The 22,167-nt window shown below is 73.1% G+C and carries 26 protein-coding genes and 1 pseudogene; 16 read left to right on the forward strand and 11 right to left on the reverse strand.

Annotated elements, in window-relative coordinates; translation table 11 throughout:
* Positions 1-44: 44 nt before the first annotated feature.
* From V6U89_RS08250 to V6U89_RS08260, 3 genes are all read left to right on the forward strand, one after another.
* Positions 45-599, forward strand: a complete 555-nt coding sequence (locus V6U89_RS08250; RefSeq protein WP_334570107.1) for an RNA polymerase sigma factor — start codon at positions 45-47, stop codon at positions 597-599.
* The gene (locus V6U89_RS08255) at positions 599-1,615 is read left to right on the forward strand and encodes a CU044_5270 family protein (protein WP_334570108.1); all 1,017 of its coding nucleotides are present in this window, start codon (positions 599-601) and stop codon (positions 1,613-1,615) included. Before V6U89_RS08250 ends, V6U89_RS08255 begins: the two co-directional genes overlap by 1 nt.
* 248 nt (positions 1,616-1,863) lie before the next feature.
* Complete coding sequence (locus V6U89_RS08260; protein ID WP_334570109.1) at positions 1,864-2,904, forward strand: FUSC family protein; 1,041 nt, start codon at positions 1,864-1,866, stop codon at positions 2,902-2,904.
* Between the two features lie 44 nt (positions 2,905-2,948).
* Here V6U89_RS08260 and V6U89_RS08265 read toward each other — a convergent pair whose 3' ends face one another.
* Positions 2,949-3,725, reverse strand: a complete 777-nt coding sequence (locus V6U89_RS08265) for a nucleotidyltransferase domain-containing protein (protein WP_334570110.1) — start codon at positions 3,723-3,725, stop codon at positions 2,949-2,951.
* Positions 3,726-3,750: 25 nt separating this feature from the next.
* Here V6U89_RS08265 and V6U89_RS08270 point away from each other — a divergent pair, with 25 nt between their 5' ends.
* Both V6U89_RS08270 and V6U89_RS08275 read left to right on the forward strand, forming a co-directional pair.
* Positions 3,751-4,200 carry a VOC family protein gene (locus tag V6U89_RS08270; RefSeq protein ID WP_334570111.1) on the forward strand — a complete coding sequence of 150 codons (450 nt, stop codon included), beginning with the start codon at positions 3,751-3,753 and terminating at the stop codon, positions 4,198-4,200.
* A 20-nt stretch (positions 4,201-4,220) separates the two neighbouring features.
* Positions 4,221-4,601 (forward strand): VOC family protein, encoded by a 381-nt coding sequence (locus V6U89_RS08275; protein WP_334570152.1) that lies wholly within the window; start codon positions 4,221-4,223, stop codon positions 4,599-4,601.
* Positions 4,602-4,621: 20 nt separating this feature from the next.
* Here V6U89_RS08275 and V6U89_RS08280 read toward each other — a convergent pair whose 3' ends face one another.
* Both V6U89_RS08280 and V6U89_RS08285 read right to left on the reverse strand, forming a co-directional pair.
* Complete coding sequence (locus V6U89_RS08280) at positions 4,622-5,008, reverse strand: VOC family protein (RefSeq protein ID WP_334570112.1); 387 nt, start codon at positions 5,006-5,008, stop codon at positions 4,622-4,624.
* The gene (locus V6U89_RS08285; RefSeq protein ID WP_334570113.1) at positions 5,005-5,367 is read right to left on the reverse strand and encodes a DUF1801 domain-containing protein; all 363 of its coding nucleotides are present in this window, start codon (positions 5,365-5,367) and stop codon (positions 5,005-5,007) included. Before V6U89_RS08285 ends, V6U89_RS08280 begins: the two co-directional genes overlap by 4 nt.
* A 119-nt stretch (positions 5,368-5,486) precedes the next feature.
* Between V6U89_RS08285 and V6U89_RS08290 the strand changes: the two genes are divergently transcribed.
* Positions 5,487-6,374, forward strand: a complete 888-nt coding sequence (locus V6U89_RS08290; protein ID WP_334570114.1) for a LysR family transcriptional regulator — start codon at positions 5,487-5,489, stop codon at positions 6,372-6,374.
* Entirely contained in the window at positions 6,371-6,955 is a 585-nt protein-coding gene (locus V6U89_RS08295; RefSeq protein ID WP_334570115.1) for an NUDIX hydrolase, read from the forward strand. The genes V6U89_RS08290 and V6U89_RS08295 overlap by 4 nt, the downstream gene beginning before the upstream one ends.
* 8 nt (positions 6,956-6,963) lie before the next feature.
* Here V6U89_RS08295 and V6U89_RS08300 read toward each other — a convergent pair whose 3' ends face one another.
* Entirely contained in the window at positions 6,964-8,067 is a 1,104-nt protein-coding gene (locus tag V6U89_RS08300) for a hypothetical protein (protein ID WP_334570116.1), read from the reverse strand.
* Between the two features lie 89 nt (positions 8,068-8,156).
* Positions 8,157-8,477: a PadR family transcriptional regulator gene (locus V6U89_RS08305; RefSeq protein ID WP_179806071.1), complete on the reverse strand. Its 321-nt coding sequence runs from the start codon at positions 8,475-8,477 to the stop codon at positions 8,157-8,159.
* 93 nt (positions 8,478-8,570) lie between these two features.
* On the opposite strand from V6U89_RS08305, the gene V6U89_RS08310 reads away from it, so the two are divergent.
* Positions 8,571-9,452, forward strand: coding sequence for an LLM class flavin-dependent oxidoreductase (locus V6U89_RS08310; RefSeq protein ID WP_334570117.1), 882 nt, complete (start codon positions 8,571-8,573; stop codon positions 9,450-9,452).
* Positions 9,453-9,651: 199 nt separating this feature from the next.
* On the opposite strand, the gene V6U89_RS08315 is transcribed toward V6U89_RS08310, so the two are convergent.
* From V6U89_RS08315 to V6U89_RS08325, 3 genes are all read right to left on the reverse strand, one after another.
* A complete protein-coding gene (locus tag V6U89_RS08315; protein WP_334570119.1) occupies positions 9,652-10,083 on the reverse strand; it encodes an ASCH domain-containing protein in 432 nt (143 codons plus the stop codon).
* Between the two features lie 70 nt (positions 10,084-10,153).
* Positions 10,154-11,185: a hypothetical protein gene (locus V6U89_RS08320; RefSeq protein ID WP_334570120.1), complete on the reverse strand. Its 1,032-nt coding sequence runs from the start codon at positions 11,183-11,185 to the stop codon at positions 10,154-10,156.
* Between the two features lie 33 nt (positions 11,186-11,218).
* A complete protein-coding gene (locus V6U89_RS08325) occupies positions 11,219-11,770 on the reverse strand; it encodes a phosphoribosyltransferase (RefSeq protein ID WP_334570121.1) in 552 nt (183 codons plus the stop codon).
* A 186-nt stretch (positions 11,771-11,956) separates the two neighbouring features.
* Here V6U89_RS08325 and V6U89_RS08330 point away from each other — a divergent pair, with 186 nt between their 5' ends.
* The 4 genes and pseudogenes from V6U89_RS08330 to V6U89_RS08345 all read left to right on the forward strand — a co-directional run bounded on the left by V6U89_RS08330 (position 11,957) and on the right by V6U89_RS08345 (position 16,199).
* Entirely contained in the window at positions 11,957-12,589 is a 633-nt protein-coding gene (locus V6U89_RS08330; protein ID WP_334570122.1) for a septal ring lytic transglycosylase RlpA family protein, read from the forward strand.
* An 88-nt stretch (positions 12,590-12,677) separates the two neighbouring features.
* Positions 12,678-13,805: a PP2C family protein-serine/threonine phosphatase gene (locus tag V6U89_RS08335; protein ID WP_334570123.1), complete on the forward strand. Its 1,128-nt coding sequence runs from the start codon at positions 12,678-12,680 to the stop codon at positions 13,803-13,805.
* A 160-nt stretch (positions 13,806-13,965) separates the two neighbouring features.
* A pseudogene (locus V6U89_RS08340) lies at positions 13,966-15,672 on the forward strand (acyl-CoA dehydrogenase); the annotation flags it as partial.
* A 257-nt stretch (positions 15,673-15,929) separates the two neighbouring features.
* A complete protein-coding gene (locus tag V6U89_RS08345; protein WP_088959553.1) occupies positions 15,930-16,199 on the forward strand; it encodes a DUF6458 family protein in 270 nt (89 codons plus the stop codon).
* Positions 16,200-16,263: 64 nt separating this feature from the next.
* On the opposite strand, the gene V6U89_RS08350 is transcribed toward V6U89_RS08345, so the two are convergent.
* Positions 16,264-16,803, reverse strand: coding sequence for a SixA phosphatase family protein (locus tag V6U89_RS08350; protein ID WP_334570125.1), 540 nt, complete (start codon positions 16,801-16,803; stop codon positions 16,264-16,266).
* A gap of 116 nt (positions 16,804-16,919) precedes the next feature.
* On the opposite strand from V6U89_RS08350, the gene V6U89_RS08355 reads away from it, so the two are divergent.
* Positions 16,920-17,210 (forward strand): DUF6458 family protein, encoded by a 291-nt coding sequence (locus V6U89_RS08355; RefSeq protein ID WP_334570126.1) that lies wholly within the window; start codon positions 16,920-16,922, stop codon positions 17,208-17,210.
* Between the two features lie 79 nt (positions 17,211-17,289).
* Here V6U89_RS08355 and trhA read toward each other — a convergent pair whose 3' ends face one another.
* Complete coding sequence (trhA, locus tag V6U89_RS08360; protein ID WP_334570127.1) at positions 17,290-17,967, reverse strand: PAQR family membrane homeostasis protein TrhA; 678 nt, start codon at positions 17,965-17,967, stop codon at positions 17,290-17,292.
* 109 nt (positions 17,968-18,076) lie between these two features.
* Between trhA and V6U89_RS08365 the strand changes: the two genes are divergently transcribed.
* Genes V6U89_RS08365 through V6U89_RS08375 form a run of 3 tightly spaced genes read left to right on the forward strand, consistent with a single transcriptional unit; the run spans position 18,077 to position 20,275 of the window.
* A complete protein-coding gene (locus tag V6U89_RS08365) occupies positions 18,077-18,688 on the forward strand; it encodes a 5-oxoprolinase subunit B family protein (RefSeq protein ID WP_334570128.1) in 612 nt (203 codons plus the stop codon).
* The gene (locus V6U89_RS08370; RefSeq protein ID WP_442933888.1) at positions 18,586-19,542 is read left to right on the forward strand and encodes a biotin-dependent carboxyltransferase family protein; all 957 of its coding nucleotides are present in this window, start codon (positions 18,586-18,588) and stop codon (positions 19,540-19,542) included. The genes V6U89_RS08365 and V6U89_RS08370 overlap by 103 nt, the downstream gene beginning before the upstream one ends.
* Positions 19,526-20,275 carry a LamB/YcsF family protein gene (locus tag V6U89_RS08375; protein ID WP_334570131.1) on the forward strand — a complete coding sequence of 250 codons (750 nt, stop codon included), beginning with the start codon at positions 19,526-19,528 and terminating at the stop codon, positions 20,273-20,275. Before V6U89_RS08370 ends, V6U89_RS08375 begins: the two co-directional genes overlap by 17 nt.
* Before the next feature lie 19 nt (positions 20,276-20,294).
* Here V6U89_RS08375 and V6U89_RS08380 read toward each other — a convergent pair whose 3' ends face one another.
* Positions 20,295-22,127 (reverse strand): NHL domain-containing thioredoxin family protein, encoded by a 1,833-nt coding sequence (locus tag V6U89_RS08380; protein WP_334570132.1) that lies wholly within the window; start codon positions 22,125-22,127, stop codon positions 20,295-20,297.
* Positions 22,128-22,167 lie beyond the last annotated feature (40 nt).

Genomic DNA, 22,167 nt, shown 5'->3' on the forward strand with positions numbered 1-22,167 from the left:
ACACAAGCCAGGGTGAGAGGTCGTCAACAAGGCGGGAGTTTTGGATGGGTCCACCGGGAGAACGCGATGAGGATTGGTTCACCACGGTCTACGCCGCCGAGTACGGACAGGTCGTCAGGTACGGCCAGCGTCGGCTTGCCGATCTGAACGCGGCGGCTGAACTCGCCCAGGAGGTGTTCGTCATCGCCTGGCGGCGCCGCCGCGAGGTTCCGGACCGCAGCCTGCCCTGGCTGTACGGGGTGGCTCGGCGCCTGCTTGCGAACGAATGGCGAGCGCGGAGAGCCGCGCCGGACGTACTACCGATCACCGACGCCGGTCTTCTGCAGGAGCCGGGATCGTCCGGTGCCGACGCGACCGTGGGCGTAGCCGATATCCAGGCCGCGCTGACCACCCTCGCCGACCTCGATCAGGAAATCCTCCGGTTGGTCGGCTGGGAGGAGTTGACGGTTTCCGAGGCCGCCCAGGTCCTCGGCTGTACCCGCACCACCGCCGCAGTGCGCTTGCACCGCGCTCGTAGACGTCTCAACGACGCGATGTCGTACCGATCCGGGTCACCGGCGCAGCAGCCGGTGCTGGCTAGTCCTCGAAAGGCTCTGTGATGTTCGGAGAAGAGCGAACGCGCACCCTCCTCAAACCGATTGACCCGGCCCGGCACAGCACCATCGCACCGCCCCGGCTGTCGGCACACGACCTGATCAACCGCGCAGAGGCAATCGCCGAGCCGGTCGCCCATCGCCGTCGGGCACGCCCGACCCGCAGACTGGTTCTGACGGCCGGGACGCTGGCCGTCGCGATCGGCGCCGCGGCAATCACCCAGACGTTCGGTGCGTCCCGCCCGGACACCTCGGAGATCGCCAGTCCACCCGGGGCGGATCCGGGACCGGTGCTCGTGCCGGTGGCGTACGGCTCTGCCGCCCGGGATGCTGGGAGCCAGCTGCGCGCGTTGGCGAACCGGCTCGTCGACGCGGAGTACGACAACCGCACCGGCCGGTACATGTACCACCACACGAAGACGTGGGGCGACCCGGTGATGACGTCTGCCGACGGTCGCCACCAGGTCGCCTTCGCGGACGAGACCAGGGTCTGGCAGGCCGCCGACGGGACCGGTGAGCAGGTCACGATCCAACTTGAGCCGCAGTACCCGGACCGGGAGTCCCGGGACTACTGGCAGCGCAACCTGAAGCCCAAGGCTGCGGCAACCGGCGCTTCCGGCCCCGCCCGGGTGCCGCTGCCACCGATGGATCTCGCGCCGCTGCCGTCGGAACGGGCCCCGTTGACGGAACTGCTCAAGGTCAGGTTCGGGGCCGGCGCGGTCAGCAAGGAGGTGAGCACGGTGTACGGGCGGTACGTCGTCCCGCGCCGGACGCGCGCCGAGATCCTGCGGGTCCTCGCCGACGTGCCGGGGTTCCGGTGGCGCGGACAGGTGACCGATCGGGCCGGCCGGAAGGGGGTGGCCATCACCTTCGACGACCGCGACCACAACGCGCAGTCCCTGCTGATCTTCGACCCCGACACCGGGGAACTGCTCGCGCACGAGCGGCTGACCCTCTCGCCGGTACGGATCAGCGCGTACCAGGTGCTCCTCGGCGCTGCCTGGACCGATCGACCCAACTGAGAAGACCGGTGCCGGGGCCGCTGCTACGGGGTGGCCCCGGTCCATGTTTCACCTCGACCGTGGGGGCGGGCCATGCACCTCGGAAGTGGTGGGTCCCGCGTCGACGACGCGACAGAATGCCGATCTTCGCCACCCGACGTCCGCCGACGTACGACGATGTCGGAGAGCCGACGGGTTCGCGGAGGTGGGATGTGCGGGGCCCGGTTCGGGGTACGCCTCGGGAAACTGTGCGCCGAGGCGGCCGCGAGATGTACGACCGGCTTCGCACGTACCTGGTCGTGGCGGTGCAGGCCGGCCTGGCGGCCGGCCTGGCGTGGTTCGTCGCGGACAGTGTCCTGGACAACGCGCAGCCGTTGTTCGCGCCCGCCGTGATAGCGGGAGCCATCGGCAAACGGGTCAGACGATCGGTTGAACTCATCGCCGGCGTGGTGGTGGGGGCGTTCGTCGGGCACTGGCTGATCCGGCTCACCGGAACAGGGCCGGCGCGAACCGGTCTGGTCGTGGCGCTGGCCATCTCGGTGGCGGTCCTGTTCCGGGGCGGCGGCGCCGCCATGGCGCAGGCAGGAAGCACCGCCGTGCTGCTGGGACTGGTGACGGCGGGACCGGATCTGGCGGTGCCGAGAACGACGAGCGCTCTGGTCGGTGGCGTTGCCGCACTCGCCGTGGCACTGCTGATTCTGCCGCTCAACCCGCTGCGTGTCGTGCGCCGCGCGGCCGGTCCCACGGCGGATCTCTTCGCCGGTCAACTCACCGCCGCGGCGCAGGCGCTGGCCGGCCGTGACCTCACGCGGGCCGATGAAGCCCTCCGCGCCTTCACCGCAGGCAAGGCGCGGAGACAACAGACGGCCGAGATGATTGCCGCGGCGCAAGAGGTCGCCATCCTCTCACCCTGGCGCAGGCGACGGTTGGGCGTGATCCGCCGGTATCAGTACGCTGTCGAACACTTCGACAACGTCTACACCAGCGGCCGCGAGATGATGCGGTGGATCGTGGCGACCATCCGCGAAGGCGAGTCGGTGCCGGCCAGCCTTCCAGCCGCGATCGAGCACCTCGGCGAGGCGCTCAGGCTGCTGCATCGTGACTTCCTCGCCGGACGGGAGCCGGAGCCGACGCGGGCCCGAGCACGGCAGGCGATCGAGGAAGCCGACGAGGCGTACGCCGAAGGTCTGGAGTTCTCCGGGAACGCCGTCGTGGCACAGCTGCGCGTCGCCGTCAGCGAGCTGCTGCAGGCGTCCGGGCTGCCCGAGGCCGGGGCCAACGAGCAGGCGGGTCTGAGAAGGCACGGTTGAGACGAGACGCCTCGGGGCGGCACTCTGCGCACGGCGGAGGCGGATCAGGGCCCGAAGCGACGCCAGGCGTCGTCGGCCACCGCGTTGACACTGTCGCCGGCGGCGGTGAGGTCTGCGGCGGTGAACTGTTCCGCCTCGCCCGCACGCCAGCGGACCGCTCGGTGCGCGAGATCGGCGTACTCGGGGAACAACCGCGCCAGGTAATCGCCGGCTGCGGCCTTCGAGATGATGTCCCCGTTGGCCAGCGTGTGGTGCAACCGCGTGGGTCCGAGGAGGAACCAGCTCACCGTCTCGGCGTCCATGACCGCGTCGGGGGCCACGTCGGCCAGCGCGGACGGGAAGGTCGCCGCCGCCGCCTGCCAGTAGTCCCGCAGGTTGTCGAGGTTGTAGCGGCGCAACTGCTCGGGATCGACCCGTACCCCCAGCTCAGCGACGGCCGGGCCGCGGACCGGGATGCCGTACCGCTGCAAGGTCAGCCACAGCACCGGGGTGAGCTCGCCGCAGGGCCGGCCGGTGGTGAACTCGCCGTTGACCACGAACGGTACGGACCGCCGGTCGGTCGGCCAGGACCGCGCCAGCGTGGGCTCGAGATAGACCCCGTCGAAATGGGGTGACCGGGGCAGGTCGGCGTGGATCCTCGCGAGCCGGGCGAGGTCCTCGGCGGTCGCCGGACGCGATGTCATGATCACCGTGTCGACGTCGCTGGCGCCGGGCTGCCAGGCACCGAGTGCGGCGGACCCGACGACGTAGAGGTGTCGCACGTAGCCGGGGAGTGCCTGATCGACCGCTCGGAGATATCTGCGCGTCAGCTCCTCGACCACGTGAGTGACCGTAGCAACCGGCAGAATGGCGGCGGAGGTGATCGACATGGTCGGCCCGGAAAGCGTGCCCAGGCTGTGTTCGGTGGTGCTCGACTGCACTGACGCCAGGTCCCTCGCGGAGTTCTACCGCTCGCTGTTGGGCCTCGTCTACCGGCCTGGTGACGAGCCGCCGGAAGCGGGGGAGGTGGATGAGCGCGGTCGCGACTGGCTCGTGCTGAGGAACCCCGACGGCGGTCCCCAGTTGGCCTTCCAGCAGATCGACCAGCTGCCGGAGACGACCTGGCCGGAGCACCGGGTGCCGCAGCAGCTGCACCTCGACCTGACCGTGGCGTCGGTCGAGGAGTTGCGGGTGCAGCACGAGCGCGTCCTGCGCCTCGGCGGTCGGCTGCTGTACGACCGCAGCGACGACCCCGACGAGCCGCTCCGCGTCTACGCCGATCCGGCCGGTCACCCGTTCTGCATCTTCGTCGGCTAGTCGCAGGAGGGCAGGTGTCCATGTTCCGCACCCCGCAGGTCGTCCTCTTCAGCGCCGACGTCCCGCGCGCCGTGGCGTTCTACACGCGGCTGGGCTTCACCGAGACCTTTCGGGTGCCGACCGACGGCGAGCCGATCCACGTCGACCTGACCCTCGACGGCTACCGGATCGGTATCGCATCGGTCAGGTCCACCCGGGACGACCATGGCCTCGATCCGGTGCCCGACGGGCAGCGGGTCGCCGTGATCCTCTGGACCGACGACACGGCCGCCGCCTGGGCCCGGCTCACCGCCGACGGCGCGCCCGCCCTCGCCGCGCCGCGCCCCTGGCTCGACCGCCTCCTGATCGCCTGGACCGCCAACCCGGACGGCAACCCGATCCAGATCGTCCAGCACCGCTGAGGCGAGGCCACCGGCGTTGATCAATCGCGCGGGTACCAGCGCAGCTCGACGACGTTGCCGTCCGGATCGCGGACGTACAGCGAGGTGGCCGAGCCGCGGGCGCCGAACCGGCCCACCGGCCCCTCCACCACGTCGAAAGCACCGGCGGCGATCACCTCGTGCCAGTCGAGCGGCGCGACCACCAGGCAGAAGTGGTCGACGTTCGCCGAGCCCCGCCGACCGTGGACCAGGTCGATGATCGTCCCGGCGTCGACGCGCACCGAGGGGAAGGGCACCTTGCCGGCCCGCCACTCGTCGACGCGTACCGGGGCCAGGCCGAGCGGTCCGCAGTAGAACGCCAGCGCGCGCTCGACGTCGGCGACGGTGAGCACCAGATGGTCGAAGCCGGTCACCCGTACGGTGGTCACGCCGCCTCCCGCGCGTACGCCTGGCACAGCCAGTCGCCGAACAGGGCCGGGTCGACCTCGTCGGCGGCCCGCAGCTTCACCGACGCCATCGACCGGGCGCCCGGCAGCAGCCGGCCGGACGGGTCGTCGACCTGCTGGCCGTGCCAGAGTCCGAAGGTCAGGTACGACGGGTACGCCTTGACCAGGCAGACCGGGTCCCGTCCCGGCCGGTCCCCGCGACCCCAGACCGGGTGCCCGTGCCAGACGACGCCGGCGGCGCCGGGCAGCGCCGCCTCGATGACCGGCCGCAGCCGCGCGGCGATCTCCCGCAGTGGCTCGTCGAGCCCGGCGAGGTATTCGGTGACGGTGGTCGTACTCATTGCGCACTCCTCGGCGTAGCGACTTCTCTGCTGGCCACCAGCCTGGTCGGAGCGGGGAACGCGACCAAGCGGCGATCGGACTACGATCGTTGAACCGGATTCAACGACGGGAGCCCGGGTTGCTGGAGCGGCACGAGGTCGAGACCTTCCTGACCCTCGCCGAGGAGCTGCACTTCGGGCGGACCGCGGAGCGGTTGCGGGTCACCACCGGGCGGATCAGCCATGTGGTGAAGAAGCTGGAACGGCGGATCGGCGCACCGCTCTTCGAGCGCACCAGCCGGGTCGTCCGCCTCACCCCGATCGGCCACCGGCTCGCCGACGACCTGCGACCGTTGGTCGCCGGGCTGGAGGACGCCGTACGGCGGGCCGTCGAGGCCGGGCGCGGCGTCACCGGCGAGCTGCGGGTCGCCTTCCTCGGCGAGTGGACCGCGCCGGTGCTGCTCCGCGCGGTCAACCTGTTCCGCGAGCGGCACCCCGACTGCGAGGTGCACGTCCACGAGGCCCAGCTGGCGAACTCCCGGTCCAGCCTGGTGGACGGCTCGATCGACGTGCTCATCGCCGCGTACCCGTTCGACGGCATGGCCAACGGCCCGGCGCTGCTGTCGGAGGGCCGGGTGCTGGCGGTGGCGGCCGGGCATCCGCTGGCCGGCGCGGAGTCGGTTTCCCTGGAGGTCCTCGCGGACCACCCGGTGGTGCAGTACCCGGCGGCGACCTCGGCGGAGTTCAAACGCGACCGCACCCCGGACCGCACGCCGTCCGGGCGTCCGGTGCCGACCGGACCGGTCGGCAACACCTTCTCGGAGATGCTCTCGCTGGTCGCGATGGGCCGGGGCGTGCTGCCGGTCGGCGAGCACACCCGGCGGTACTACCCGCGCCCGGACGTCGCCTACGTGCCGCTCCACGACGCGCCGCCCATCCGGCGGGGCCCGGTCTGGCGGGAGACCAACACCACCGAGCGGGTACGCGAGTTCGTCCGCGCCGCGACGGACACCGTGCGCCGAGGGTGACCGGCAGGATGCCCGGCATGCGGGTGCTGGACGAGATCCGGGCGCTGGTCGAGTCGATCGCGCCCCTCGACGAGCTGGAGGCGGCGCACCGGGCGCAGTGCCTCGACTGGCTGGCGGCGACCGACGACGTCTTCCGGCGGGCGAAGCCCCGCACCCCGTCGCCGCACCTCGTCGCGTACTTCCTGCTGCGCGACGCCACCGACGGCGGCGTCCTGCTGGTCGACCACCGCAACGCGGGGCGGTGGCTGCCCACCGGCGGCCACGTGGAGCCCGGCGAACATCCGGCGCAGACCGTACGCCGGGAGGTGGTCGAGGAACTGGGCGTGCCGGCGGTCTTCCCACCGGAGCCCGGTGAACGCCCACTCTTCCTCACCGTCACGCCTACGGTCGGCCCGCCCGAGGACCGGCACGTCGACGTGAGCCTCTGGTACGTGCTGGCGGGTCGTCGGGACCAGCCGGTCACGCCGGACCCGGGGGAGTTCCGTGCCGTCCGGTGGTGGACGCCCGCCGAGGTGGCCGCGGCGGACCGGGCCACCCTCGACCCGCACCTGCCCCGGATGATGACCAAGCTGGCGGGCTGATCGGAGACTCAGCCGCCGGCCAGGATCTGCACCCGGTCGGCGTCCCGCCGGGGCAGGGTCGCGAGGGCGATCGCGAGCAGCGCACTCACCGATCCGACCAGGAAGAACAGCGAGAAGGTCGGTTGGCCCAGCCACTCCCAGAGCGGGTGCCACTGGGGGTGCGGTTCCGCGCCGTGGTGGCTGGCCACCGACGGCACGGCGAACAGGGTCGGCAGCCACCACAGCAGCAGCGTCACCCCGAGGAGGACCTTCACCACCGCCCCGGCCGGGTGCGGGGCCTCCGTGCGCCGGCTGGCCCAGCCGAAGACCAGCCAGCCGGCCAACGCGCCGAGCAGCCCGCCGCCGATCGCGGCCGGGAGGACCAGCGGCGGCGTGGTGCGGCGCAGGTCGATCGACAGGTACGGGGACTCGGGCTCCGGCCGCGAGTTGACCGTGACGGTGAGGAGGGTGTCGCCCCGGCGGGCGCTGACGGTGGTCCAGGTGACCGGCGCGACGGAGGAACAGAGCTTGTCGGTGCAGTTGTCGAAGGTCTCCGCCGTCACCTGGCCGAGGTGCCAGCCGGCTTCCCGGAGCCGACGCTGGGCGACCGCCACCGTCTGCTCGGCCGGGGCGGGCGGCGGGCCGGCGACCCACGCGCCGGTGGCGGTCTGCTGGTACTCCCCGCCGTCGCCGAGGAGCACGTTGTCCAGCGCCTGCAGGGTCAGCGGCTGGGTGTAGTACCCGAAGAACGTCGACGGGGTGGTGATCTCGTCCGGTTCGCGGTCGGGCAGCACGGTCCGGAAGACCGCACCGGTCTCGGCGCGGCCCGGCAGCGGTCGGGCGGTCTCCCAGGCGACCCGGGCGGACAGTGCCGCGCTGAAGAGCCCGCAGACGACCGCGGCCAGCGCCGCCCAGGCGACGACCGTGCTGCTGGCCGGTCTGCCGAGCCGGCAGCGCATCCCGTTCCGGATCAGGTCGACGGCCTCCCGCAGCCGGGGCCTGGTCCGTCCGGGCGGTGCGGTGTCGAGCAGCAGGGCGACCAGCTCGTCGCCGCGCTCCCGGCGGTAGGCGCGCGGATAGCAGCGCAGCAGGCGGCGGTAGCGGCGCGCGAGCGTTTCGCCGGTCGATGCCATGGCCTTCCCTCCGGGGGCTCGGTCTCGCCTCGGGTGGTGCGGGGTGCGGTCCCGCCGGCCGGCGGGAGATGGAGATGTTGAGTGGCGCTTCAGGCGGTGCCGGGGCGGAACGCGCGCAGCCGGGCCTCGGCGGCGGTGGCGAGCTGCCGCAGCCGGCCGGCCTCGGCCCCGAGGGCGGCGTGCCCCTCCGAGGTGAGCCGGAAGTAGCGGCGCCGCCGACCGTCCACGGTCTCCTCCCGGTCGGGCTCCACCAGGCCCTCGGCGGTGAGCCGGTCCAGCGCGGTGTAGAGGGTGCCGGGGAGCAGGGTCACCCGCTGCTCGGAGAGGACGGCGACGTCCTGGACGATGCCGTAGCCGTGCCGGGGACCGCCGGCGAGCGCGGTGAGGATCAGGAAGGTCGGTTCACGCATCGCCGCCATGCGCCGGATCATATACAGATGATCGATGTATGAACAGACCCGTGTCGGGTGGCCCGGACCGGGTCGGGCCGTACCCTGGCGATCATGCGGATTGGCATCGTGATCCTTCCCGACCAGCGCTGGTCGGAGTCGCAGCGCCGCTGGCGCCAGGCGGACGAGTGGGGCTTCGACCACGCCTGGACGTACGACCACCTGGGCTGGCGCGACCTGGTCGACGGCCCCTGGTTCGACTCCATGGCCACCCTGACCGCCGCCGCGACGGTGACCTCCCGGATCCGGCTCGGCACCCTGGTCGCCTCGCCGAACTTCCGGCACCCGGCGGCCTTCGCCCGGCAGGTCACCGCCCTCGACGACGTGTCCGCCGGCCGGGTGCTGCTCGGGCTCGGGGCGGGCGGCATCGGGTTCGACTCGGCGGTACTGGGCGGCGAGACCCTGCCGCCCCGGCAGCGGGTGGACCGCTTCGGCGAGTTCACCGAGCTGCTCGACCTGGTGCTGCGGGAGGACGGCGTCACCTGGCGGGGCGACTGGTTCGCCGCGGTGGACGCCCGCAACAACCCGGGCTGTGTGCAGCAGCCCCGGGTGCCGTTCGTGGTGGCCGCGAACGGTCCCCGGTCGATGCGGCTGGTGGCCCGCTTCGGGCAGGGCTGGGTCACCACCGGCACCGGCGCCGACGACCTGACGAGCTGGTGGGACGGGGTGGGGCAGCTCTGCGCCCGACTGGACCAGACGCTGGACGCCGCCGGTCGGGACCCGGCCACCGTGGACCGCTACCTGTCGCTGGACTCGGCGCCGGCCTTCTCGCTGGGCAACGCCGACTTCTTCGCCGAGCAAGTGGCCCGAGCCGCGGCGCTCGGCTTCACCGACGTCATCACGCACTGGCCCCGGGCCAGCAGCTGGTACGCCGGCGACGAGGCCGTCCTGGTGGACGTCGCCACCCGCCTGCTACCCGAGCTGCGCACCGCCTGACCCCGGCGGCCCAGGGGCACCCCCTCGCCTCCTTTGCTCTGCTGCCGCGGAGGCAGCAGTGACTGGCTGTTCCTGTTGCCGTCAGGGCAGCAGAGCAAAGGACGCGCAGCGGTGTCGGCGCCCCGACCCTCGGCTGGAAGCCGGAGCAATGGGGGCGCGCACCGGTGCCCGCCGGCTGAGGGGCTGGTCGGCGCGTACCTCAGGTGCTGAGGTCTCCGGTGGCGACGCCGCCGTCGCCGCCGGAGACCAGCCGGAAGCGCAGGCAGGCGATCTCGGTGTCGTCGGTGACCGGGGTGCCGACGTGCGCCCAGTAGGCGGCGTGCCCCGCCCGCCACTCCTCGATCGAGCGGTCGCCCTCGCCCTCGGCGCGGGCGAAGTTCCACGGGACGTCGGCGAAGCGGACCACCTCGACGCCGGTGACCTCGACGATCCCGGCGAGGGCGTCGGCGTCGTCCACCAGGACGAGCCGTTCGCCGGCGTGCTCCAGCTCCTCGCCCTCCTCGGCGTACTCGGTGAGCAGGGCGGCGGTCGCCGTCTTCACCCCGGCCAGCACGAGGGTGTTGAGGTTGGTCCGCATCCGCCCCGGGGTGCCGAGGGCGAGCGTGCGCAGTCCACCGATCCGAGGCCACATCCTGCCGACGTTACCGAGCGCCGATTTCCCGCCGTGGGGAATCGGCGCCGGCGGCTCCCGTGAGGGCCGTTCAGATCAGCTGGCCGGCGTAGCCGGCGGCGGCGAGCACCCGCTCGTCGCCGGTCGCCGCGTGCGCGTCGAGCACGGCGTCGGCCAGCTTGACCACGTGCGCGTCGCCGTGCCGGGCGGCCCGGGCGAAGACCTCCGCCGGGGTGCCGGGCGTGACGGCCGGAACCGCCGTGCCGCGCGGAGGGGCGTACACCGCGGTCACCGCCGCCGTGGCCGACCACGCCGCGGTGAGGCTCGGCGCCCAGAGCGCTGGATCGAGCGCCGGCAGGGTCCGCAGCACCGCCGTGGGTGCGGTCACCGCGTGCACCAGCATCACCGGGTTCTCGTGGCCGTACCGCAGGTAGTCCAGCGCGGCCCGGTGCACCAGCGCGACCAGCCCCCGCTCCGCGTCGGCGGGCGTCCGCGCCGGGCGCGGCGCCGCCACCGCCCCGTCCCACCCGGGTACGCCCGACAGTCGCGCCAGCCGTTGCCGGATGCCGCCGGTGCGATCGTCGATCCGGGGCACCGAGGCCAGCGCGGTGGCCACGTCCGGGCCGTCGGGGCGGGACCCCGCATCGAGGCGCAGGCCCGGCACCGGCTGCCAGCGGGCCGCCCAGTAGCCGAGGGCCTGGCCGAGTTCGGCCACCCGGTCCGGGCTGGAGCCGCCCTCGCGCAGTGCCCGGACGGCGTGGCCGACCCGGATGACGCCGTGGGTCGCGCCGGCCGCGATGCCCGGAAGCAGCCGTGGCCACCAGGTGCCCAGCACCTCGCGCCAGGGGCGCTCGCGCAGTTCCCGGTCGAAGTGGGCGAGCCAGTCGCCGGCGCGTTTCGGGTCACCGAGGGCCCCCCGCCAGTCCTCGATCGGCCGCTGGCCGCGCGGCAGGTCGTCGAGCCGGCGCAGGTAGTCGTCCAGCCAGCGGTGCACGCTCCGGTCGTGGCCGTGCCGGACCAGCGCCTCGACCGCCATCGGTCCGTGGTTGGAGAGCCAGCCCTCGAACTCGGGGCCGGTGCGGTGCAGCCGTCGGTACGCCTCGTCCAGGATGCCGTGGTCCATGGGCCGATCGTCGGACCTGAAGCGCGCTTCAGGTCAAGCGGACAGCTGGGCGGCGTCGAGCAGCCCGTGCAGGCGGAGTTCGCGGCTCACCTCGGGCGGGCAGTCCCGCACCACGGCCGAGGCGCCGAGCCAGGTGGCGCCCCGGACGGCGCAGATCTCCCGGATCGCCCGCAGCTGCGCCCCGGTGGCGACCCAGTCGTCCACCGCCAGCACCCGGTCGTCCGGGCCGAGCCGCCGATCCACCACGGCCAGGTCGACCTGGCGGCCCCGGAAGTCGGGGTCGCTTCGGGACCAGGTCAGCGGCCCGGCCGGCAGTCGCCCGTCGCCCGGCTTGTGGGCCGGCACGAAGCCCACCCCGAAGGCGGTGGCGGTCAGCGGGCCGAGCATCAGCCCGGTGACGGCCGGGGCCACCACCACGGTCGGCCGGGCGTCCCGGAACGGTGCGGCCAGGGCCGGCCCGAGCCCGGCCAGCACCTGCGGGTCACGCCACCAGCCGGAGATGTCGCTGACCAGGTGGCTGCTGCCCGGCCCCGGATCGACCCAGCGGAACAGCTCGACCAGACGCCGGCGCAGCTCATCGGCCATCCGTCCATCCTCACCCATCGCTGCCACGTCGCGCGGCGCTGGCCCGTCCGGCCCCCGCGACGTCGGATGATCGGCTACACGTATCCCTGCAATTCCGGGCATACCACCATGATCACGTTGACGTCGGAAGTGCTTCTCTCGTTACGGTCCGACCCGGTTTGTTCAGCTGACGAAAGGACCGGTCCGGTGGCTGGTAGGCACTCCCGTACCCGCATGTTCTCCTCGCCGGCCGGCATCGCCGCCACCGCTGCCGTGGGTGTCGTGCTCGCCGTCGGCGGCACCGTCGGCGCCGTGCAGCTGACCTCGGGCGAGGCGGCAGCCCCCGTCGTCGCCGACAGCGTGCCGGCCGCGGCCAGCCCCAGCGCCACCGTGTCGCCGAGCGTCACCGGGTCCCCCACCGCCAGCCCGTCGCCGACCGTCACGGCCAGCCCGAAGGCCACCCGGTCCGCCCAGGCGGCCTCCCGGGCCAGGACCCGCACCGCCACGCCGAAGCCGAGCGCGACGACGAAGAAGGCCGCCCCGAAGAGCACCGTGGTGGACAGCGGCTCGTGCGGCGCGTCCTTCTACGACGAGGGCCAGATGACGGCCAACGGCGAGACCTTCAACCCGGACGCGCTGACCGCCGCGCACAAGACGCTGCCCTTCAACACCCGGGTCCGGGTCACCAACCCGGACAGTGGCAAGTCGGTGACCGTCCGCATCAACGACCGTGGCCCGTTCATCGAGGGGCGCTGCCTCGACCTGTCCCGCGCCGCGTTCGAGAGCATCGCTTCGGTGAGCCTGGGTGAGCTGACGGTGAAGTACGAGGTCCTCGGCTGACGGCGATCGGCTCGCCGTGACCGTCCGGCCGGTTGGAACACCCTCAATCGAGGGGTCAGGTTCATTCACCGGTCCACGTCCATCAGGCATGCTGTCCCTCGTACGCACGCATGCCTTCCAGTCGGGCCGCGGCCCGCTGAGTCCCGGATCCCGCGCCGGCGTCGGCGCGGCCCTCGGCCTGCTCACGATCATCTCGGCGGTGGAGCTGGCCGACGGCCGGGCGGCGCACTACGTGGCGCTGATGATGGCCGCCCCCATCCTGGCCGCCGCGTTCGCCTCCTGGCGGGTGGTGCTCGGGATCGGCCTGGTCGCCGCGGTGCTCGGGGCCAGCTTCGTGCTGACCGAACCCACCCCGTCGCTGGTCACCGCCGTCGACCTCGCGGGGATCGCCTTCGCCAGCGGGATCGCGGCGGCGGTGGCGGCGCTGCGGCAGCGGCAGGGCGAGCAGATCGCCGAGTTGTCGAAGCTGGCGTCGGTCGCCCAGCAGGCGGTGCTGCGGCCGCTCGGTCCGCAGGTGGGCACCCTCGCGGTGGCCGCCCGGTACATCTCCTCGACGGCCACCGCCGAGATCGGCGGCGACCTCTACGAGGCCATCGACACCCCGTACGGCGTCCGCATGATCATCGGGGACGTCCGGGGCAAGGGGCTGGACGCGGTCCGGCTGGCGAGCATCGTGCTGGGCTCGTACCGGCACGTCGCGTACGAGCGGCCCGACCTGCGCGCGGTGGTGGCCGACCTGGACCGGGCGGTGGCCCGCAACGTGGGCGACGAGGACTTCGTCACGGCGGCCGTGGTGGAGGAGCGGGGCGGCACGCTGACCATCGTCAACTGCGGCCACCCGTCACCGCTGCTGCTGCGCCGGGGCGCGGTGATCCCGCTCGAGCCGCCGGCGCCCGCCCCGCCGCTGGGGTTCATGCCGGTGGTGCGCCCCCGGGTGGAACGCCTGGAACCCGGCGACCGGCTGCTGCTCTTCACCGACGGGCTCGGTGAGGCCCGGCGCGACGGTGAGTTCTTCCCCACCGCCGACCGGGCCTGGCGGCTGCTCGGGCACGGCACGGTCGGCGACGGTCTCGCCTCGCTGGAGACCGCGCTCGTGGAGTGGGTGCACGGGCGGCTGGACGACGACATCGCCCTGGTCCTGATGGAGTACACCGGCCCGCGCACCGGGGCGACCGTACCCGTGCCGAGCTGGGAGGTCGGCGCGGCGGAGGCGTGAGCCTGCCCGCCCCCGCGCCGTCCTGCCGTACGCCCGAACGAGAGCTGAACCGCAGGTGTGTAATCGCCGTCACTTCCCCCATTGGCTTGTCGCAGCTACCGGTGAGTAATACAGTCGGGGTTACTGATCGGTAACCTGTCCGGAAGCGGGGCCAGCGAGCATGACCCACTACAAGAGCAACCTTCGGGACCTCGAGTTCAACCTGTTCGAGGTCTTCGGGGCGGACCGGACGTTCGGCCAGGAGCCGTACTCGGACCTGGACGTCGACACCGCCCGCAGCTTCCTCTCCGAGGTCGACCGCCTGGCCCGCGAGGACCTCGCGGCCAGCTACACGGACAGCGACCGCAACCCGCCGCGCTTCGACCCGGCCACGCACACCGCGCCGCTGCCGGAGTCGTTCAAGAAGTCGTACCAGGCGTTCATGGACTCCGAGTTCTGGCGGCTGGACCTGCCGGAGGCCCTGGGCGGCACCAACGCCCCGCGCGCCCTCTGGTGGTCCCTCGCCGAGCTGGTGCTCGGCTCCAACGCCCCGATCTGGATGTACGCCTCCGGTCCGTCCTTCGCGCACGTGCTGCACGTCGAGGGCACCGAGCAGCAGAAGAAGTGGGCGCGGCTCTTCATCGACAAGCAGTGGGGCTCCACCATGGTGCTCACCGAGCCGGACGCCGGCTCGGACGTGGGCGCCGGTCGGACCCGCGCGATCCAGCAGCCCGACGGCTCCTGGCACATCGAGGGCGTCAAGCGCTTCATCACCTCGGGTGAGCACGACCTGAGCGACAACATCGTCCACTACGTGCTGGCCCGTCCCGTCGGCGTCGAGGGCGTCGGCGGCCCGGGCACCAAGGGCCTGTCCCTCTTCGTGGTGCCGAAGTACCACTTCGACGAGGCCACCGGCGAGCTGGGCGAGCGCAACGGCGTCTTCGCCACCAACGTCGAGCACAAGATGGGCCTGAAGGTCTCCAACACCTGCGAGGTGACCTTCGGCGAGCACGGCGTGCCGGCGAAGGGTTGGCTGCTGGGCGAGAAGCACGACGGCATCCGGCAGATGTTCATGATCATCGAGTACGCCCGGATGATGGTCGGCACCAAGGCGATCGCCACCCTCTCCACCGGCTACCTGAACGCCCTGGAGTACGCCAAGAACCGGGTGCAGGGCGCCGACCTGATCCAGCAGGCCGACAAGACCGCCCCGCGGGTGACCATCACCCACCACCCGGACGTGCGCCGCTCGCTGCTGCTGCAGAAGTCGTACGCCGAGGGCCTGCGCGCGCTGGTCTGCTACACCGCCAGCTGGCAGGACAAGGTCGCCATCGCCGAGGCGGCCGGCGACGAGAAGGCCATCAAGCTGGCCAAGCGGGTCAACGACCTGCTCCTGCCGCTGGTCAAGGGCGTCGGCTCGGAGCGCGCGTACGAGCTGCTGGGTCACGAGTCGCTGCAGACCTTCGGTGGCTCCGGCTTCCTCCAGGACTACCCGCTGGAGCAGTACGTCCGCGACGCCAAGATCGACACCCTGTACGAGGGCACCACCGCGATCCAGAGCCTCGACCTGATCTTCCGGAAGATCGTCCGGGACAACGGCAAGGCCCTGATGGCGGTCGCCGGCGAGATCCAGGAGTTCATCGCCACCGAGGGCGGCAACGGTCAGCTCAAGGAGGAGCGGCAGGCGCTGGGCAAGGCGCTCGCCGAGATCCAGACCATGCTCGGCGTGATGACCGGCTGGCTCGGCGAGGCGCAGGGCGGCGACACCCGCAGCCTCTACAAGGTCGGCCTGAGCAGCCGCCGCTTCCTGCTGGCCATCGGCGACCTGGTCGTCGGCTGGCTGCTGCAGAAGCAGGCGGACGTGGCCCTGCGCGCCCTGGCCGGCGAGGTCTCCGCCGCCGTCGTCACGCCACCCCCCGAAGTCACAGCGGCCCACCAACCCCATCCCCACCACCCGTGCATTTTCGGAGAAGGAGTGGCTATTCCGCCTCGGATAGCCACGCTTTCTCTGAAAGTGCGCTCAGGGGGTGGCGGGGGGTGGGATTGGCGGGGGTGGGGTTGGTAGGCGGGCCGGTTGACGGGTAACCGTCGCGGACCACGTCAGGGGCACGCCCAAGGGCCACCGCACGGGGGAGTGCAGCGCACATGGGCATTGGTAGCGGAATCTTTCTCATCGCGCTGGGCGCGATCATGGCCTTCGCCATCCGGGCCAACGTCTGGTGGATCGACCTCCGCGCGGTCGGCTGGGTGTTCATCCTGGCCGGGCTGGCCGTACTGCTCACCACGCTCTGGTTCTGGCAGGACCGGCGCAAGCGGGCACGCACGCTGATCGTGGAGGAGAACCGCCTCTCCCATCCGACCGCGATGATGCCGCCGCCGCCCGACCCGCCGCCGCCCACCGCGCCACCGAGCTGACCGCCGCCCACGCTGCTCCACGCGCTGCCTGCCCCGGAGGTGCGGTCCGAGAAGACCTGTCGGCTCAGCCGCGGGCGGTGTGGCGGTTCACGATCGCCGCGCCGCCCGGTGCCAGGTCCGCCCAGGGCGTCGCCGCCCGGTGCACCACCAGGTCGGTGGTCCGCAGCCCCTCGGGATCCGCCCGTTCCGGGTCGAGCAGCGCGGAGAGCAGCGAGATGCCGGGATTGTGGGCGATCAGCAGGACGGTCCGGGCCGTCGGCTCGGCCGCCCGGACCAGGTCGAGCAGCTCCTGCGGCTGCGCCTCGTACGCGGTCGGCTCGTAGCGCACCACGGGTGACGACCCCGCCGGTCCCCCTTCCGGCGGGGACCCCGTCATGCCCATCGCCACGTCGTGCCAGGTCTGCCGGGTACGCCGGGACGGCGAACAGAGCACCACCTCGGGCAGCAGGCCGTGCCGGGCGAGCCAGGCTCCGGCGGCGGCCGAGTCGGCGTGCCCGCGTGCGGTCAGGCGGCGGTCGACGTCCGGGGCGTCCCCGGCGGGTAGTTCGGCCTTGGCGTGCCGGAGCAGCACCAGGGTCCGTTCCTCGGCGTGGGCGTCCGTCATGCGCCCAGCTTGCCTGATTGGCGATCAGGGCGCCTGGGTATGTCGATGTGTGCCGCACGCTCACCGATGGCCGCGGCGGTCGGATACGCCAATGGACATGCCAAGGAGGCGACATCATGGGCATCGGTGCCAGCATCTTCCTCATCGCGCTGGGCGCGATCTTCGCGTTCGCCATTGACGCGAACCTGGGATGGCTCAACCTGAACGTCGTCGGCTGGGTGCTGATGCTCGCCGGCGTCGCCGGGCTGCTCACCACCCTCTACTTCTGGAACTCCCGCCGCCGCACGGTGGTGGCCACGCCGGTGCGCGAGGACCGCGTGGTGGCCGACCGGGTCGTGCCGGTGCAGGACGACCGGGTGGTGCGGGAGGAGTACCGCGAGGTGCGCCGCCCCGGTTACCCGGCCTGATCCACTCGCGCAGACGTCGGGGCCCCGCAACGGTGCGGGGCCCCGCACCATGTCCGGCCGGGCGGGCGGGCGTCCGGGCTCAGGCGAAGAGCGCGAAGTAGATGGCGATGTGGTGGCAGAGCGCCGCGAGCAGGGTGCAGGCGTGGAAGAACTCGTGGTGGCCGAAGACGGTGGGCCACGGGTTGGGCCGGCGCAGGGCGTAGAAGACCGCGCCGACGCTGTAGATCGCGCCGCCGACGGCGAGCAGGACCAGCGCGGTCACCCCGCCCTCGTGCAGGATCTGCGGCAGCATCGCCACCGAGACCCAGCCGAGCGCCAGGTAGAGCGGCGCGGACACCCAGCGGGGCGCGTGCGGCCAGATCAGCTTCAGCGCCACGCCGGCCAGCGCACCGCCCCAGACCACGCTGAGCATGATGGTGGCCATCCGGCGGTCGAGCAGCAGCGCGCAGAACGGCGTGTAGGTGCCGGCGATGAACACGAAGATCATCGAATGGTCCAGCCGGCGCATGATCTGGTAGCCGCGCTCCGACCACACCCGTCGGTGGTAGAGGGCGCTGGTGCCGAAGAGCCCGCAGACGGTGAGGCTGTAGATCAGGCAGCTGAGCAGGGGTGCCCAGCCCGGGCGGGTGGCCGCTATCGCGCACAGGACGATGCCGCAGACGAGCGCGACGAAGAAGGCGTACGTGTGCAGCCAGCCGCGCATCCGGGGCTTCCCGATGTCGACCGGCTTGAGCCGGAGCGGTGCGGAGGTGGTCACGGATACAGGTTACGGCACCGTAGGTTACCTGCGGGTAGTGCGTCTGGTCACCGCCGCGTCGCGCGGGCGCGGGCCTGTGGTCGTCGGATCGATCCGGGAGGATGGCGGGATGCGGATCCGACCCGTCGGCCGACACGCGCTCCTGCTCGACTGCGACGACCCCGGCCAGGTGGAGGCGTGGCGCGCCGAGCTGTGGCGCCGCCGCGCCGCCGGTGAGCTGACCGCCGTCGAGATCGTCCCGGCCGCGGCGACCGTCCTGCTCGACGGCGTACCGGACCCGGCGGCCCTCGCCGCGCGGATCGCCGGGTGGACCCCACGGCCGGTCGCCACCCCGGCCGCCGCCGCCCAGGTCGAGGTTCCCACCCGGTACGACGGGGAGGACCTGCCCGTCGTCGCCCGGCACTGGGGCGTGACCGTGCCCGAGGTGGTGCGACGACTGCGGGAGACCGCGTTCCGGGTGGCGTTCTGCGGCTTCGCGCCCGGGTTCGCGTACCTGACCGGGCTGCCGTCGGAGTGGGCGGTGCCCCGGCTGCCCAGCCCGCGTACCCGGGTGCCGGCCGGGTCGGTGGCGCTCGCCGGGCCGTACGCCGGGATCTACCCGACCGCCTCGCCGGGCGGGTGGCTGCTGGTCGGCCGCACCGAGCTGACCCTGTTCGACGTGCACGCCGACCCGCCGGCCCGGCTCACCCCGGGCACCCGGGTCCGGCTGGTGGCCGCGTGATCGACGTGATCGAGGTACGCCGGGCCGGCCCGCTCACCACCGTCCAGGACCTCGGCCGTCCCGGGTACGCGCATCTCGGCGTACCCCGGTCGGGGGCGCTCGACCCGGCGGCGCTGGCGCTGGCCAACCGCCTGGTGGGGAACCCGGTCTCCACCGCCGGCCTGGAGATCACCCTGACCGGCTGTGAGCTGCGGCCGACCCGCGCCGTCACGGTCGCGGTGACCGGGGCCGACGCCGACGTCCGGGTCGGCCCGCGCCCGGGCGACGTGGGCCGGGCGCTCGCGGTGCCGGCCGGCGCGGTGCTGCGGATCGGGCCGGCCCGCGACGGGCTGCGCAACTGGCTCGCGGTCAGCGGCGGGATCGCGGTCGAGCCGGTGCTCGGCAGCCGCGCCACCGACACCCTCTCCGGCCTCGGCCCACCCCCGGTACGCGACGGCGACCGCCTCCCGCTCGGCCCGTGGCCCGGGCCGCCGCCACCGGTGGACGTGACCGTCGGCCGGCCCCCGACCGGCGAGCTGCGGCTGACCCTGCGCCCCGGGCCGCGGGCCGACTGGTTCACCCCGGACGCGCTCGCCCGGCTGCTCGACACCCCGTACACGGTCAGTCCGGTGGGCGACCGGGTCGGCGCGCGACTGACCGGCGCGCCGCTGCCCCGCGCGGTGGCCGGTGAACTGCCCAGCGAGGGGATCGTGCTCGGCGCGGTGCAGGTGCCGGCCGACGGCCAGCCACTGGTCTTCCTGGCCGACCACCCCACCACCGGCGGGTACCCCGTCATCGGCGTGGTGGACGACGTGACCGCACTCGCGCAGGCCCGGCCAGGGACTACGGTGAGGTTCCATGGACCTCAACGCTGACCTCGGTGAGGGATTCGGCATCTGGCGGCTCGGTGACGACGACGCGCTGCTGGATCTGGTCACCTCGGCCAACGTCGCCTGCGGCTTCCACGGCGGTGACCCGTCGACCATGCGGCGGGTCTGCGCCGCGGCGGCCGATCGCGGCGTGGCCATCGGCGCCCAGGTCGGCTACCGCGACCTCGCCGGCTTCGGCCGCCGGCGCATCGAGTACGCCTTCACCGAGCTGCGCGACGAGGTCACCTACCAGCTCGGCGCCCTGGACGCGTTCTGCCGGCTGTTCCGCACCCGGGTCCGCTACCTCAAGCCGCACGGCGCGCTCTACCACGCGGCGGCCGTCGACGAGTCGCAGGCCGCCGCCCTGGTCGCCGCCGTCAGCGGGTACGACGACCAGTTGCCGATCCTCTGCGCCCCCGGCTCGAAGCTCGCCCAGCTCGCCGTCGGGGCGGGCCTGCGGGTGGTCGCCGAGGGCTTCGCCGACCGGGGCTACCTGCCCAACGGCGCGCTGGTGCCGCGCACCGCGCTCGGCGCGCTGGTCACCGACCCGGAGGAGGTGGCCGCCCGGGCCGTACGGATGGCCACCGAGCGCACCGTCGTCGCGGTCGACGGCACCGTCATCCCGTGCGCGGTCGGCTCGATCTGCCTGCACGGTGACACCCCGGGCGCGGTCGCCTCGGCGGCCCTGGTGCGGGCCGCGCTGCTCGACGCGGGCGTCACCCCGAAGCCGTTCGTCTGAGGGCTGGGGGCGTCGACGCTCAGGCGTCCAGGCCGCGCAGCACCAGCGGCAGCCGGGTCGCGCCGCCGTCGACCACCCGCACCGGTACGCCCCAGTCCTGCCGGGTCAGGTGGCAGGCGGCGTGCTCGACGTCCTTGTCGCAGGTGGCCGCCTGGGCGGTCACCTGGAGCACCCCGCCGGCCACCGACCCGTCGATCACCAACCGACGGGACAGGTCGGTGCTGGTGCCCGCCCCCTCGACCAGCAGCTCCGGCGGGGAGGCGGAGACCACCACCCGGGTCGACGGGCCGTACGTCTCGTCCAGCTTCTGCCCGGGCGCGGGCGTGAAGATCACGTCGAGGGTCAGCTCGCCGGCCGCCACGTCGGTCGGCTTGCGCTCCACCTGGTGCCGGGGGCCGTTCACCGTGCTCGCCCCGGCCGCCGTGAGCACGCCCGGCGCCAGTCGGGTCAGCCGGTGCGCGGACGACTCGACCACCAGCACGTCACCGTCGGCGGTGAGCACCAGGTCGCTCGGCTCGGCCAGGCCGTCGGCCACCGTGGCGACCTGGTCGGTCGCCGGGTCGAAGCGGCGCACCGCGCCGTTGTAGGTGTCGGCGATCAGCACCGAGCCGTCCGGCAGCGCGCACACCCCGAGCGGGTGCTGCAACAGCGCCTGGTCGGCCGGGCCGTCCACGTGGCCGAAGTCGAAGAGGCCCTGCCCCACGGCAGTGGCCATAACGCCGTTCTCGACGTAGCGGATCGCGCTGGTCTCGCTGTCGGCCACCCAGAGCCGGGTGCCGTCGGCCGAGACGGAGAGCCCGGAGGGCTGCGCCATCCACACGTCCGGCAGCGGACCGTCCCGCAGCGCCTCCACCGTGGTGCCGGCGTACATGCCGGCGGTGCGGCGGATCGGGTCGAACCACCAGAGCTGGTGGATGCCGGCCATCGCGATGACGACCTTGTCGTCGTACCAGGCCAGGTCCCAGGGGGAGGAGAGGTCGACCGAGAGCGCGTCGTGCGCGTGGTCGTCGACCGAGGAACGCCACTGCCGGCCGGTGCCGGCGACGGTCACCACCTCGCCGGTCGCCAGCCGTACGCCGCGCAGCAGGTGGTTGACGGTGTCCGCGACCACCAGGTCGTAGCCGGCCACCTCGGCGACGTGCGCGGGGAGCAGGCAGAGCCCCTGCGGCTCGGCGAAGCCGGCCACGTCGGCCGGCCCGTCGGCCCGGCCCCGCTCGCCGGAGCCGATCCGCCGGACCAGGCTCTCACCGTCGGGGGCCAGCTCGGCCAGGGAGTGCCGGGCCGAGTCCGAGACCAGCAGGTTGCCGCCGTCGAGCACCATCGCCTTGCCGGGGAAGCGCAGGGTGGTCTCCGGCTCCGCCGGCGGGACGTACGGGCCGTCGCCCCGGTGCAGGGTGCCCTTCGCCGTGTGGGTGGCGACCAGGTCGTCGACCAGTCGGGTCAGCCCCTCGGCGTGGCCCTCGCCGGCCATGGTGGCCACCACGTACCCCTCGGGGTCGACCACGGCCAGGGTGGGCCAGGCCTTCGCCGCGTACTGGTCCCACATGTCCAGCTCGGGGTCGTCCAGCACCGGGTGGTGCACCCCGTACCGCTCGACGGCGGCGGCCAGCGCGTCCGGGTCCTTCTCGTGCTCGAACTTCGGCGAGTGCACGCCGATCACGACGAGCACGTCGGCGTACTTCTCCTCCAGCGGGCGCAGCTCGTCGAGCACGTGCAGGCAGTTGATACAGCAGAAGGTCCAGAAATCCAACAGGAGGATCCGGCCGCGCAGGTCGGCGAGCTTCAGCTCCCGCCCGCCGGTGTTCAGCCAGCCCCGACCGTGCAGCTCTGGAGCCCGTACGCGTGCGCTCATGACTTCAGTCTGCCGGATGCCGGGCCGCCGACACGGCGTG

Origin of the sequence: Micromonospora sp. CPCC 206171 (assembly GCF_036906755.1) — a bacterium.
GTDB classification, from domain to species: domain Bacteria; phylum Actinomycetota; class Actinomycetes; order Mycobacteriales; family Micromonosporaceae; genus Micromonospora; species Micromonospora purpureochromogenes.

Bases quoted from the DNA above. Each gene is read 5' to 3' on its own strand.
- V6U89_RS08250 (WP_334570107.1), top strand. From the start codon at position 45: ATGGGTCCACCGGGAGAACGCGATGAGGATTGGTTCACCACGGTCTAC.
- V6U89_RS08255 (WP_334570108.1), top strand. From the start codon at position 599: ATGTTCGGAGAAGAGCGAACGCGCACCCTCCTCAAACCGATTGACCCG.
- V6U89_RS08260 (WP_334570109.1), top strand. From the start codon at position 1,864: ATGTACGACCGGCTTCGCACGTACCTGGTCGTGGCGGTGCAGGCCGGC.
- V6U89_RS08270 (WP_334570111.1), top strand. From the start codon at position 3,751: ATGGCGGCGGAGGTGATCGACATGGTCGGCCCGGAAAGCGTGCCCAGG.
- V6U89_RS08275 (WP_334570152.1), top strand. From the start codon at position 4,221: ATGTTCCGCACCCCGCAGGTCGTCCTCTTCAGCGCCGACGTCCCGCGC.
- V6U89_RS08285 (WP_334570113.1), bottom strand. From the start codon at position 5,367: ATGAGTACGACCACCGTCACCGAATACCTCGCCGGGCTCGACGAGCCA.
- V6U89_RS08300 (WP_334570116.1), bottom strand. From the start codon at position 8,067: ATGGCATCGACCGGCGAAACGCTCGCGCGCCGCTACCGCCGCCTGCTG.
- V6U89_RS08305 (WP_179806071.1), bottom strand. From the start codon at position 8,477: ATGCGTGAACCGACCTTCCTGATCCTCACCGCGCTCGCCGGCGGTCCC.
- V6U89_RS08310 (WP_334570117.1), top strand. From the start codon at position 8,571: ATGCGGATTGGCATCGTGATCCTTCCCGACCAGCGCTGGTCGGAGTCG.
- V6U89_RS08315 (WP_334570119.1), bottom strand. From the start codon at position 10,083: ATGTGGCCTCGGATCGGTGGACTGCGCACGCTCGCCCTCGGCACCCCG.
- V6U89_RS08320 (WP_334570120.1), bottom strand. From the start codon at position 11,185: ATGGACCACGGCATCCTGGACGAGGCGTACCGACGGCTGCACCGCACC.
- V6U89_RS08325 (WP_334570121.1), bottom strand. From the start codon at position 11,770: ATGGCCGATGAGCTGCGCCGGCGTCTGGTCGAGCTGTTCCGCTGGGTC.
- V6U89_RS08335 (WP_334570123.1), top strand. From the start codon at position 12,678: ATGCTGTCCCTCGTACGCACGCATGCCTTCCAGTCGGGCCGCGGCCCG.
- V6U89_RS08345 (WP_088959553.1), top strand. From the start codon at position 15,930: ATGGGCATTGGTAGCGGAATCTTTCTCATCGCGCTGGGCGCGATCATG.
- V6U89_RS08350 (WP_334570125.1), bottom strand. From the start codon at position 16,803: ATGACGGACGCCCACGCCGAGGAACGGACCCTGGTGCTGCTCCGGCAC.
- V6U89_RS08355 (WP_334570126.1), top strand. From the start codon at position 16,920: ATGGGCATCGGTGCCAGCATCTTCCTCATCGCGCTGGGCGCGATCTTC.
- V6U89_RS08365 (WP_334570128.1), top strand. From the start codon at position 18,077: ATGCGGATCCGACCCGTCGGCCGACACGCGCTCCTGCTCGACTGCGAC.
- V6U89_RS08375 (WP_334570131.1), top strand. From the start codon at position 19,526: ATGGACCTCAACGCTGACCTCGGTGAGGGATTCGGCATCTGGCGGCTC.
- V6U89_RS08380 (WP_334570132.1), bottom strand. From the start codon at position 22,127: ATGAGCGCACGCGTACGGGCTCCAGAGCTGCACGGTCGGGGCTGGCTG.